Origin of the sequence: Sphingomonas sp. Ant H11 (genome assembly GCF_000797515.1) — a bacterium.
In the GTDB taxonomy this organism is placed as follows: Bacteria; Pseudomonadota; Alphaproteobacteria; order Sphingomonadales; family Sphingomonadaceae; genus Sphingomonas.
This window is the reverse complement of the sequence record NZ_JSBN01000026.1, coordinates 30,742-42,412: the sequence shown is the minus strand read 5'-3', so window position 1 is coordinate 42,412 and position 11,671 is coordinate 30,742. Positions and strand designations below refer to the sequence as shown.

Here is an 11,671-nt window from a genome sequence, read left to right as displayed (position 1 = left end):
GGCACTGGGGATCACAGGCTCAATGGTCGCGATAGCATTAGCTGCGTCTTGAGGTTGCCGCCGGGCCTTCGATGCAGATCGATAATGTGGCCACTGCGCGGCTCGAATGTCATCAGTTCGGCAACCGTCTCGTAAGATGTGTTCGGCCCGAAATATCGCGTGGTTCCATGCCACTTCTGCCCCTCGATCAGCCGCATCAGGAAAGTGCCGGTCGGAGCGGGGACGGTGATGCGATCATTGCGCGCCACATAGAGTGAGAAGATATGCCGGTTGGTCGCTGGGTCGAATAGCTGCACGACAGCGTTTGCTTCGCTGGCCTCTACCGTCAGCCTGCTTTCAATATCGGCGCGTCGGATGGTTCTCGCCACCGTCACCGACCCCGTTTCGGGAAACCTCACCGCCGTGTCGAAGTCGGGCAGCCATCCTTCGCGCTTTATTTCACCGTACATTGGGATCAGGATCGACAGGGCCATGAGCAGGAAGAGCCACTTCTGCCATGGGTGCGGCACGACGCGCGGACCGGAGCGATACCGACCGTCGAACCAGAGTCCGTGGTGCTCCACCCGCCCGTTCCTGTCGATCCAGGACGCACTGCCCAGCCGCGCTGCCTCGCGCTCAGCGCGCCGACGATCGCGCATATAGTCCCGATCATCGAGTCCCATTGAAGCGCCCCTCGAGTGGCCATGTGCGCACAGGCATTGGCAAGCGCGTCACAGCGGGCGCTGCCTTCAGCGCGGCGTCCCGCAAATGCCCTACCGCGGCCTGCGCGGTAGCCATCGTCGCGCGGTCTGACGCAGGAATGCGGATCGTCTGATACCCCGCCTGGGTCGTCAGCGCCTCACGCTGCCGATTTTCGTCAGGTTCGGCGAAGCGCTCGTCCATCTCTATCAAAGCGACGATCGAACTCGAGGTGGGATCGACAACGACGAAGTCGACAATCCTCCAAAGGAATGCGCCGCCATCCGTCCCGCGCTGCCACGGGCCCAGGCGACCACCCGGCGCGAGAAGCGCACCCATCGAGACTTGGGCATGGATCCGATACATCGGCAGGACCCGCTCGAGAGCGGAGAGCATCGCGTGCTTCCGGTTTGTCAGAAAGGGCTTCGCTACCGGCGCGGCACGGCACCGGTAAAGGCCTATCCCTCATGCCTTGGCGGATGCGTGGCGCGATCCATATCGCCAAACAGAGCACGATCAGCGCGCCCATGGCGAGCAATAGGTTGCCGATCGGTTGTTGGCCGAGCCGGCCGAAATACTCTGACATTGAACCTCTCCCGGTTAGGGCACGAGGCTCGCGCCCCATGCCGGAGCGCCTTTCAATTCCAGCCGTCGCGACGGCCCTCGTTGCTGTCTTTGAGGCTACGGCCGTCGATCGCTGAGCGGCGAATCTCGAGCTCAACCTGGTCGCCCTTGCGACGGGTGCGGAAATCGGCGTCGTTGAGGCCGTTGCGCCGTGCATAATCCTCGGCCGCTTTTTCGCTGCCGAACTTGCCGCCCTCGTCAAAATCCCATGCCATGTTTCGTCTCCTTGGTTGGACCGGCACCGCGCCGGCGGTTCACTCTCACAAATCGAGGCCCAGGCTGCGTTCGGGCAGCGGTGGAAGAAGGTCGCCCTTGTCGGGTTTGAGCTCGGGCGGCGCCTTGAGGTCACTCGCCTTGGTCGCTGCGGCCGCCGGCGCGATCGGTCCGTCCGGAACCGGTGGCAGGTCAGCGAGCATATCGGGGTGATCGGCAAAGTTGATGCCGTCGATCGGACCTGGATCGAACTTCACCGGCGGCGGCGATCCCTTTTTGCCGTCAATGTCGAGGCGGCCGACCGTCTCGAGGGCTGAGGTCTTGTTGCCGGGGTTCAGATCGAGCTGGCGCTCCAGCTTTTCCCGGTTGTCCACCACCATCGTCAGCTCGTCGCGGACGCGGGTCACGCCGACATTGAACAGGCGCTGGTTGGACAGATTGCGCTCATGACTGTCCATGACCGTGATGGCTTTGTCGGTCGTGATGCCCTGCGCCATGTGCATGTTGAGCGCGTAGGCAAGGTCGAGACGCGACAGCATCGGATCGCCCAGATCCAGGGTCAGCCGCTGCTGCCCGGCGGTCTCGACGGTCACGCCATTGGCATCGACCGTCAGCACGCGCGCCAAGGCGGCGTTGTGGAGGTCGCGGGGCTTGTCGTTGGCGGTCCAGCGGACGCGGTCGCCCTCCCGGACATGGAGGTCTTTCTTATGGGTGAGCTCGAGTCTGTCGCGTTTTTTCGGTGGGCGATAGCTTCTGCGGATCGAAGCGGATCTTCCGGCGGCCGTCGCTGAGCTCGACTTTGCCGTTCGGCATTACGCGCGTGACGTCGTACCGCCCCTTCTCGAGGCCGATGTCCTGCGCGCCGCCGCGGCCGACATCGAGCGTCTGGCCGGGCTGGTAAGTCGACGCGTAGCGCAGCTCCTCGCGAGTCAGATTGACGCGCTCATAGACGGTGAGGTGGATCCCCTCCCCTCGCACAGTCCCCTCTGCCGCCAAGCCGTCCTGGATGCGTTGATTGATGATCGCGCGAGATTCCCGGCCGGACGCGAAGACCGCAGTCGCCTCGCGGTCACCTCCCGGCAAAGCGAGCCACATATCGGCGGCTGTTTCTGGCGCGCTGGCACTCTCATGGACGTTGTCGCCCAGCACTTTCATCGCCTCGCCTGCCTTGCCGACATTGGCGAGAGCCGCGACGGTCCGCAGCATATCGGTACGCTGGCGGATATTCTCGTCCATCCGCGCCATGGTCCCGCCGGCCGCTTGGATCATCGCAAAGGATTTGCCGGCGTCGATCGAGGAGAGCTGCTGGCGATCGCCGACCAGCACGAGTTTATCGACGCCGAGCGCCTCGGTAATCCGGTGCAGCTTGAGCATATCGTCGCTCGAGACCATCGACGTTTCATCGACCACAAGCATGGCCCCTGCGAACTTCGCCTGCGCAGCCTCGAACCTCGGCGTGTCGCGCTCGGTCACGAACCGCTCGTTGGCGAGCACGAAGGAAGCGATCGTCTGGCTCTTGATGCCGGCGCCTTCCGAAAGGTCGGCCACCATCTTGTTCTGGAATGCGAGGCCGAGGATTTGTCCCCCTTCGCTTGCCGCGACGCGCGCGACGGCCTGCAACATGGTAGACTTGCCCGCGCCGGCGACGCCCTGGACGGTGACCGTGCGATCGTCTGACGACAGGATCAGCGTGGCTGCCGCCAGTTGGCCTGCATTGAGCGGGCGGTCAGCGGCCGCCTGTAGCCGTGTGGGCGCATCGGCGGCCGGTACGATCGGTGCGGCCCTTCCTGCCCCTACTTCGACTGCCTTCAGGATGCTCTCTTCAGTGCGTAGCGCTTCCTGGGTGGTGACCATGCTCACGCCTTTGTCGCCGGCACGGGCGACGCCGGGGGATAAGCTGTCGGTTCTCGACCAACTGGCCGATGCGCTGTTCGACCGTGTCGATCGTCACGCCCTTCAATCCGAGATCGAGCGCGGTCTTCGCCAGGAGGTGGACGTTGAACGCCGCCTCGCGTTCGGAAAGGATCCGGACGGCGGAGGCGACGGCGAGCTGCGAGCGGGCGGTCGCGGGGGATTGGGTGACGCGTGCAAGGCTGAATCAACCAGCGGATCGTGCGGGCGAAGGAAACCACCGACCAGGTCGCGCGCGCCGGCTATTGCCTCGCCGACCGCGCGGAACCCGCGATCGAGCCGGCTGTCGACGGCGCTCAGACCTGAGCGTGCCTCGGCCGACGCGAGCAGGCCCCTGCCGTCGAAGCCGAGCGCCGCAGCTTGTCGATCCAGCCTTTCAGCAGGCCGTCGCGGTCATCGACATTGAGCTTGGGATCACGGGTGTTGGTGGTGATCCCGTCACGGCCTTGGCCGAGACGATGCCGAGTTCCGCCGCCTTTTCCAGGATCGCCTCGCGGCGCTGGCTGAAGGCGTCGATCACCGCCTTGGGCACGCCCGCTATCTCGAACGTGCCGTGCTTACCCTTGAGCTCTACGCTGTAGCCAAGCTTCTCGAGGCCGGCCCTCAGATAGGCGTGGTAGACGGCGCCGATCGTCGTGTTGCTGCTCCAGATCTTGTCGGCGTGGAGCGCCTGCCATTTGCCGTCTGGCATCTGCGTCAGATTGGCGACGACGGCATGGACATGGGCCTGCGGGTCGAGCGCGCGGCTCGTGTCGTGCTGGAACAGCGCATAGACCAGATTGCCGGTCTGGACCGGGACCTTGCGGCCCTCCACATCCTTGCGACCTTCAGCGAGATTCTTCTCGACCCAGGCCATGGTCTTCTGAACGGCAGCCATGTTGGCCGAGAGCACGCGTTTGTCGCCGGCGACATAGGCCATGAGTGACACCGACTTAGGCGCCGAGAAGGTGAGATCGACGCCGTTGCGGCGGTTTTCCACTTGGGCGACGCCCTCGCCTGACGGCAGCGTCCCGCCCAGGATTTCCTCGAAGGCCTGTTTCGAAACCTCGCCTTCGAGGCCGAGAGCCCCCGGCCCCTTCCCCGCCCCAAGCGCTCTGCTCGGCCGAGCCGTCGGCGGTGTAGTAATTGTCCTTGAAGTCGTCCTTCGCGAAATAGTTCGCCGCACCCGAGGCGGAGCGGACCGAGCGACCGAGAGCACGCCCTAGATCCCCATGTCCATGCCATCGGAATCCCGTCCGCTGGCAAAGCCTTCCCTCAGCTCGACCAGGGTTTGATCCTCGACCTGCGTCCCGCGCGGTTGCGCGTCGCGACCGTCGCGGCGCTCCTCGCTGGTGCGGGTGCCGGCGGTCTGGTCCTCGGGCTTGTCGCGCGCCGCCTGCGCCTTGTCGGCCGCATGGATTGCAGGCGCCGTCTGCTCGTTCCGATCGTCGCTGCGCTGCGCCGCGCGCATCGTTTCGGCATTCTCCTCCTCGGTCGGGGTGCTGAGGATCCGCGCTGCCATCTCCTTTGCGAGATTGGTCGCCTCGACGACCTCCTCGACGATCTGGACGGCGCCATCACGCCCGCCCGCCTCGCCTCCCGCGCCGTCCTCTTCGGCGAACACTTCCTCTCCGCGCCTCGACCGCACCGGGCTCATGGTGGGCCGCGCGATGAAGCCCTGGGCGACCTGGGGATAGTCTTGCCATTCGAGCAGAATGCGGGCCGCCGGAAAGCCGTCGGGGAACTTCACGAAGCCATGCATCGAGGGCAGGTTGGTGATGTCGTCGGCGATGACGAGCGGTTCGACCTGCTTGCGCGGGGTCAGGGTCGAGGCGTCGCGATTGTTGTTATAACCATAGCTGTAGGCCTCATCCATCTGGCGCACCTCGCGGTTGCCGATGTAGCGCGCGCACTGCTCGGCCGTGTCGAGATCGGCGGTAGCCAGGATGAGCTTTGAGCGGGCGAGCGAGGCAAGGTTGCGAGCGCCCTGTTCGCCATAAACCTCGACCAGTTTTTCGAAGCTGTGGATGCCCAGGATCATGGCGCCGCCGAACGCGCGCGCGGTCTGGAGGCCATTCTCGATCGCGGGCAATTTGTGGAGCGCGCCGAGCTCGTCGAACATGAACCACATGCGCAAGGAGCGGGTGCGCGGCATGGTCATGAGCCGGTTGATGCACAGGTCCATCCAGAGCGTCAGGAGCGCCCGGTTCATCGCCAGATCGACATAGTTTGAGGTGATGAAGAGAATCGCGCCGGGCTGCTTGTCGCCGGTGATCCAGTCGCGGATCGAGAACTGTTCCCCTTCGTCGGGCAGGAAGCGCAGTACCTGCGCATTTGTGTTGAAGACGGCACGGATCGATTCCGCCATGCGGGCGGCTTCCGGGGCGGTCAGCGGGTCGGCGATGGTGTTAGCGAGGAAACGGTGAACGCGCTTCAGATCGGCCGTCATCAGGTTTTCGCTGAGCGCCAGATTGGTGGTCTGGCCGCGCTCCTGGAGGCGGACGCACATTTCGATGAACAGCGTGCGCGCCGCCAGCGCCCAGAAGGGCTCCGAGGATCCACCGTCCGACGGGATCAGGGCTGCGGCGGCGGCTGTGAATTCGCTGTGCGTGCGGCAATCGTTGAAGATTGACCAGGCCGGGCAGCGTTGGTCCATCGGATTGAGGATCGTATCGCGCTCCGGATCGTAGAAGGCTTCGACATAGGCGCCGGTCAGGTCGAAGATGACGGCGTTGTCCTGACGCTCGCGCATCTGCGCCACGAGGCTGCGAAGCTCGGTAGTCTTGCCCGATCCGGTCGTGCCGATGAGCATCGTATGCGACTGCTCCATGCGGTGCGGATAGGGGACGCCGGCGAGCGAATAAGGGTGATGGATGCCGCCGGCTTTTCGCTCGGCGAAGGGCAGCCGAAGCACGGCCGAAGGGCTTAGCCGCGGGAAGAATTGACGCGCATCTTCCTCGAATTTGGCGGCGTTATGCTGGGCGATTTCGGCGAAGAGGACATCGCGCTCGACCAGCATCGCGCCGCGTTCGTGGCGTTCCTGGAGGATGGTCTTGCCGCGCCGCCGGGAGATATCGACGAACCAGATCGTGATCGGCGCGATGACGAAAACCGAGACGAGGATCGAGCCGATAAACGCGTGGACCGTGGTTGCCCACGCCTTCTGGACGGCGGGGATATAGGGCACGGCCGGCATGATCGTTTTGTAGATCTCGCCGTTCGGCAGCGTGACGTTGACGCGCTTGTTGGGATTGAGATCGACCCAGTTCCAAAGCGCCGAATAGAGCTTCATGCAGACGAGCTGGAATCCATGCTCGTCGAGGCGCAGCGAAAGGATGATGAACCAAGCGGCGAGGAAGGCGAAGAACCAGGCGATGATGGGCAGCTTCGCGCCCGAAAACCACATCAGCATCTCATGGGTGAGGAGCTGGCTGCCGCGTGTGAAATTGCCTGAGTTGCGCTGAACCCGGCCCCGCGCGGAATGATGGGTCAGCGGGATGTTCTTCCCGTTCGAGCGGATGTCCTCACGCGCCATGATATTGAACCAGGCGCTTGTCGGTTTCGGCGACGAGCCGTTCGCGAAGCTCGGGATATTGCTCGCGGATGATGATGTCCAAGGCGAGCTGCTGGAACTCGCTGATGCGGGCGAGACGGCGGTGGCTGGCGGTCAGCAGATCGGACGAGGAAAGGAAGACGTCGAGCGCCGACCGGATGATGTCGGCGACGCTGAGCTTGCGCTCCGCAGCTATGGTGCTCAGCCGATCCCACTGGGTCCGCTCGAGCCGCACATTATAGTGCCGGTAACTGGTAGCCAAGACCAACCTCCTAGCAGGGAGGCTGGTGGGGACTGAAGAAGGCCTGACTTATAGCCTAGAGGCTGGCACGCGGCAAGTTGATCGTCGAGCGCCAAACCATCGTAGTCGTCCGTACTACGGCCAAGTGGCGGATTTGCGTGGCTTTTACGCGCCGCAAGAACCGTACTACAATGTAGTCGCCTTTCCATCCGCGCTAAACCGTTGCGCAGCAACGGAAATCTTGCACCTTCAGGTGCGTAGGGTGTGCATGCAATGCTCCTGCTCTTGTGACGGTCACGTCGAGGCTGTTCGACTGTCGATAACGCCGGAAATCCGGGCTCCGGCTAGGCATTTCATAGCCGATCCGGCGTTTGAAAAACAGCGAGATGACAGCCTAGATTCGGAAATCCGGAAGCAAATGGCCAGCACATTCGATGACCAATTGCAGCAACGGTCACGGTTTCAGGGGATCAACGCAAACCCATAACCGCCTTGATCATTGCAACGATCGAAACCACTTCCTTCAGGTCATCGAGCGTTGCTTCAGCCTGCGCCACGCGATGAAATGCCGTTTTGCCGTCCTTCGAGAACTCATGATGCGTCTTGTCCGCCGCGCGAACTTTGCGGGGCTTCAGATTGCTATGGCGCTGCTCGAAGAGCCGGATCACGCGGGCCGAGACGGCGTCCTCGATCTCCCAATCGAGCGTGCGGTAAGGGCCGTTTGCAAGCTCGGACTCGCGCTTCCGATCTGCCGGGAAGCGGCTAGCAAAGTTAAGGCTTACGGGCCGCATTGCTACTATGTCCCGAAATTCAGCGGCGGCTCGGTCTAGCTTCAATACGTCTTTGATGATCTGCCGCCCAGCGTGATCGTTGTCTACCAAACCGATCACGCGATAAGCGGGGCGTCCCTGCCGATCCAAGACGAGGGGGACCATCGAACGCAATGTGATCAGTTCTCGTGCCACCCCGAACGTCCCGCCTCGGTCTCGCTGCCCGGCTGCGACGATACTTAGTTCGTTACCAAGCAGCGTCCCGCCTGCCTGAATAGACAGCTCGTCTGCACGTTGAAAAAGGGCCTCATCCGTCGTGCCCTCGACCAAGACGATATTGGGCCGCAGAACCCAGGGTTTGGAGGCCACATAGGCTGCCAACATGTCCATACCGTCAACCGCGCTTCGGGCCAGCAAGCGCTGGCCGAAGAAATGGGCCGTTATGTCCGAATGAGACGCGGGCGCGGAAAGATGAACCGGGCCTCAAATTTCGAACGCCAAACTCTTCCGGCCGGAACGGAACCAAAACGTCCGCGAAGTCTGATACGCGGGCCTGGGGTCGGAAGCCCTGATCCGAACTCACTCTAGCTTGGACCGTCCTGAGGCTCTCACCCTCTCCCTCGCGCAACCAATTCAGCGGCTCGGATATGTTCACAAAATGCTCGCCGTCTCGCCAGATCCGCCGCAAATCACGGAACGCGCGGTCTGCTTCGCGAGCACGCCCGACTTGGTAAAGCAGCAGAGCATATTCGAGGCGTAGTTGAGGCGATAAACGCCCGTCCGTGGCGTCAAGATTTTCAACCAATCCGAGGCGTTCTGCAAAGGCAAATGGACGAGCAGAACTGAGGATTCCGTATCTCAATTTCAGCACTTGGATGTCACCGCTCCCCGCAGGATCGGCGAGTACACGCAGCGCACGCTCTGCCTCAGCAGGCGGCAAGCGAGAAAGCGTTTCGTCAAAGGCCGACACGCCCGCGCTCGACAATACCCGCCAAGTGGCGACGAGTACGTCCACAGGCGTTTGAAGATCGGTGACATCCCCTCCCGCAGTAGAATTAGAGAAGAGTATCGCGAGTGCATCCTCTGCAAGGCGACCCAGCTGTGCTCCCCGCAAATTTGCGTCTGACGCCCTGATCGCGTCGTACACCGCTAACAGCGCCTCCAACGCGGATTGAACAGACCGTTCGGGTTCCGCCCTGGCTATGCTAAGCAGGTTCTTTATATGGGTTTCGACAACCCACGGGTTCGTTGGATTATCGCTATAAGCTCGATGCGTTGCATCGCTTGCGAGATCACGCAGGTCGGCTACGCGTTCGCGATTGCCTTGGTTGCTCGCCAACACATCAGCAAGGTTCAGATACGCATTTGCCAGCGAGTTATAGAGGTTTAAATCTGGCTCATCGCCAGGCCCCTTGTCGATCGAAAACAGCGCATACCGAATGTCATTAATGGCCCTCTCTAGGAGGGACTCTCTATCCTCCAAGGACACTCCAAAAAATGCGCGGATCGAGCGCAGAAATGCGTCGGCGGGAGATCGCAGAGTGATGACGAAACACGCGACTCGAGTCTCGGAAAAGCTTCGGCATCTCATCGAAAGCGTCGAGAACTTCCCGCCACATTCCAGCGAACGCTCGAGCGCCGTGGTCCGGATCGATTTTGAAGATCGTGGTCAAAAACTGCTCGGCCAAAGCTCGATGGCGAATCTCAGCCATCGCGGGCTTTACTGCTACTCGCTTGAGAGCAAGAAATCGCAGATGCTCGGGGTCGCGCGCACTTCCGAAGCCTAGTTCACTGCGGGTCTCAAAGTCGTAAAAAAGCGCGTTCAGCAAAAGGCGCCCAAGGATATCATGGGCCAATCCCCAGTACCGCTCCCCATCTGCCTTGACAGTCATTAACCCCAGCGCCGCAAGGCTCCTCCGCTGGTCCTCCAATCGGAGCGCTAACGGCCACTGGTTGTCGGACGCTGGCAATAGCGCTTCGTTAAGGGGCAGCCTCTCCGAGCTAAGAGCGGCGATCTCGATCAAGGCTAGTCTGACAGCCTCGGAGTCTGTCTGTTCTTTGAATGCCGCGTACACCCAGTCTTGCACCGAGCCAGATATGTCCCGACTCATCCTCAACCAGAACGAAAGCGTAACCCAGAATGCAGCGACACCGTGCATATGATCAACGCCGTGATCGTTGTAGAATTGAGACCACGCTTCCGGTGCCCGCGCCTTATCGTAGTTTTTGAGAAAGATATTCAGATGTCGACCGAGCGCCTCGGCGTCTTTGCTATCCAGAAAGTGGGTCGGCGTCGCGACCTCCTTTGCCACGGAGTCATAAAACTCTAGCGGTTTGGTTGGACCTGTTACCGCCAACAGGATCGCAGGGCGACCTGAGCGCGTAAGTTCATTCAAAAAAGTGGCGAAGCTCACCTTCCCGCCGATCAAAATGGGCGCGATCGAAAACAATCACCCACGGCGTTTCATATAACGTGCGCGCTTCCGAGTTTGCCTCGCTTCCAGCTTGTTCGAGTGCGACATGGTGTGCCCGCGTCAGAAAGCCGACGAGGGGCAGCGCTTCGGGAGTGAACGGGATCGACTTCGCTACAAGTGTTGGATAGCCTGCCCGTGCTGCCTCGAGTGCGATAGCCCGAGCAAGCGTCGTGCCACCTGCACCGGGCTCAGATGCAATGAACGCGATTTTATTTTCAGGGGATCCGACGCTGTCTAGCTCGCCGAGAAGGCGCTTCAATTTAGATGGGACGCTCCGATCCTGAAGCCAAGGTAGTTCAGCAGCCCAGGGTCGCCAGGAGCCCTGCCCACCTTCGAAAAATTCAATAAACTCCGCCTCGGAAAGGTCTTGTGGAGCGACCGGCGCCAGGTCTCGTTCTTGGATCAAGTCGTAAGATCGAAGGATCGGCCGCTCAGCGTCATCCACCTCGCTCAAATCGATCAAGGACATTGAACTATCAACATTACGGAATCGCACAACCGTCGATTCGAATGGGTATATTTTAGCGTAGTCGCGAACTACCGCATGAATAAAAGTCGATGGGCGCAATCTTGACGAACTGCACGGTCGGTCGTGTAGCGTCGCTCTGGACCCAAGACTCAGCGATCTGTTCACCGGATTGCGTTTCCGAAACTTGGGTTATGATCGGGCGGAATTGGACATCCAGCAGATCAGCTAACTCAGGCGGAAGCGTTGCATCTTCGTCGGAAATCACGAGCAGCTGGCGGACTCCAGAGCGACGAAGTCCCCCCAACATCGCGAAGCGACGCAGGGTCTTATCAAAGTTAGATTCCTGCGCCTCGCCGCCGTCTAAGAGATAAATTGGCAATGCCCGGGGAGGTAATGATAGGAGGCTTGGGTCACTGCGAATGATTTGCGCATACCCCCTCTTGCGCACCATATCGGGCTTGTCGATTGCGGAGAGGGCATCCCGGAATGCTTTGTCGGTCTCGCTTATAAAGACATCGCGCCAAGGCAAGCCAATGAAGTCGACAAGTTCGGCGACGTCGACACCATCGGGAGTGCGGTGAATCCAGAGGCTGACTTCTCGACCATTGAGCGCTGGCAGGAAAGAGTTTGGTACGTTTTCGCTCTTTATTATTTGCAGCATTGCTCTTTTAACGGCCAGGATAGGCCGCCCCCTTCAATCGATCAGACCTAGACCATAAGATAGATAGTGCCTCGAAGGAATAAGCGGGCAACACGGCG

The 11,671-nt window shown here is 61.3% G+C and carries 10 protein-coding genes and 1 pseudogene; all 11 read right to left on the bottom strand.

Annotated elements, in window-relative coordinates:
• Nucleotides 1–11 precede the first annotated feature (11 nt).
• The 11 genes and pseudogenes from NW75_RS06310 to NW75_RS06260 all read right to left on the bottom strand — a co-directional run bounded on the left by NW75_RS06310 (nt 12) and on the right by NW75_RS06260 (nt 11,573).
• Nucleotides 12–662: a hypothetical protein gene (locus NW75_RS06310; protein WP_010405773.1), complete on the bottom strand. Its 651-nt coding sequence runs from the start codon at nt 660–662 to the stop codon at nt 12–14.
• Complete coding sequence (locus tag NW75_RS06305; protein WP_269430285.1) at nt 649–1,140, bottom strand: DUF2726 domain-containing protein; 492 nt, start codon at nt 1,138–1,140, stop codon at nt 649–651. Before NW75_RS06305 ends, NW75_RS06310 begins: the two co-directional genes overlap by 14 nt.
• 176 nt (nt 1,141–1,316) lie before the next feature.
• Nucleotides 1,317–1,517 (bottom strand): hypothetical protein, encoded by a 201-nt coding sequence (locus NW75_RS06300; RefSeq protein WP_010405776.1) that lies wholly within the window; start codon nt 1,515–1,517, stop codon nt 1,317–1,319.
• 45 nt (nt 1,518–1,562) lie between these two features.
• Nucleotides 1,563–4,607, bottom strand: a pseudogene (gene mobF / locus NW75_RS06295) (MobF family relaxase); the annotation flags it as partial.
• A 20-nt stretch (nt 4,608–4,627) separates the two neighbouring features.
• A complete protein-coding gene (locus NW75_RS06290) occupies nt 4,628–6,940 on the bottom strand; it encodes a type IV secretion system DNA-binding domain-containing protein (protein WP_010405778.1) in 2,313 nt (770 codons plus the stop codon).
• A complete protein-coding gene (locus NW75_RS06285; RefSeq protein ID WP_010405779.1) occupies nt 6,930–7,220 on the bottom strand; it encodes a hypothetical protein in 291 nt (96 codons plus the stop codon). Before NW75_RS06285 ends, NW75_RS06290 begins: the two co-directional genes overlap by 11 nt.
• 449 nt (nt 7,221–7,669) lie before the next feature.
• A complete protein-coding gene (locus tag NW75_RS06280) occupies nt 7,670–8,359 on the bottom strand; it encodes a hypothetical protein (RefSeq protein ID WP_033964347.1) in 690 nt (229 codons plus the stop codon).
• Nucleotides 8,360–8,363: 4 nt separating this feature from the next.
• The gene (locus NW75_RS24320) at nt 8,364–9,452 is read right to left on the bottom strand and encodes a hypothetical protein (protein WP_156142978.1); all 1,089 of its coding nucleotides are present in this window, start codon (nt 9,450–9,452) and stop codon (nt 8,364–8,366) included.
• The gene (locus tag NW75_RS06270) at nt 9,442–10,383 is read right to left on the bottom strand and encodes a hypothetical protein (RefSeq protein WP_156142977.1); all 942 of its coding nucleotides are present in this window, start codon (nt 10,381–10,383) and stop codon (nt 9,442–9,444) included. Before NW75_RS06270 ends, NW75_RS24320 begins: the two co-directional genes overlap by 11 nt.
• A complete protein-coding gene (locus NW75_RS06265) occupies nt 10,358–10,912 on the bottom strand; it encodes an ATP-binding protein (protein WP_033964344.1) in 555 nt (184 codons plus the stop codon). Before NW75_RS06265 ends, NW75_RS06270 begins: the two co-directional genes overlap by 26 nt.
• Nucleotides 10,913–10,964: 52 nt before the next feature.
• On the bottom strand, nt 10,965–11,573 hold the full coding sequence (locus NW75_RS06260) for a hypothetical protein (RefSeq protein WP_033964343.1): 609 nt from the start codon (nt 11,571–11,573) through the stop codon (nt 10,965–10,967).
• Between the last annotated feature and the right edge of the window lie 98 nt (nt 11,574–11,671).

Excerpts from the sequence above, each read along its gene's own strand:
- NW75_RS06310 (WP_010405773.1), bottom strand. The coding sequence starts at position 662 with ATGGGACTCGATGATCGGGACTATATGCGCGATCGTCGGCGCGCTGAG.
- NW75_RS06300 (WP_010405776.1), bottom strand. The coding sequence starts at position 1,517 with ATGGCATGGGATTTTGACGAGGGCGGCAAGTTCGGCAGCGAAAAAGCG.
- NW75_RS06290 (WP_010405778.1), bottom strand. The coding sequence starts at position 6,940 with ATGGCGCGTGAGGACATCCGCTCGAACGGGAAGAACATCCCGCTGACC.
- NW75_RS06280 (WP_033964347.1), bottom strand. The coding sequence starts at position 8,359 with ATGGACATGTTGGCAGCCTATGTGGCCTCCAAACCCTGGGTTCTGCGG.
- NW75_RS06265 (WP_033964344.1), bottom strand. The coding sequence starts at position 10,912 with ATGTCCTTGATCGATTTGAGCGAGGTGGATGACGCTGAGCGGCCGATC.
- NW75_RS06260 (WP_033964343.1), bottom strand. The coding sequence starts at position 11,573 with ATGCTGCAAATAATAAAGAGCGAAAACGTACCAAACTCTTTCCTGCCA.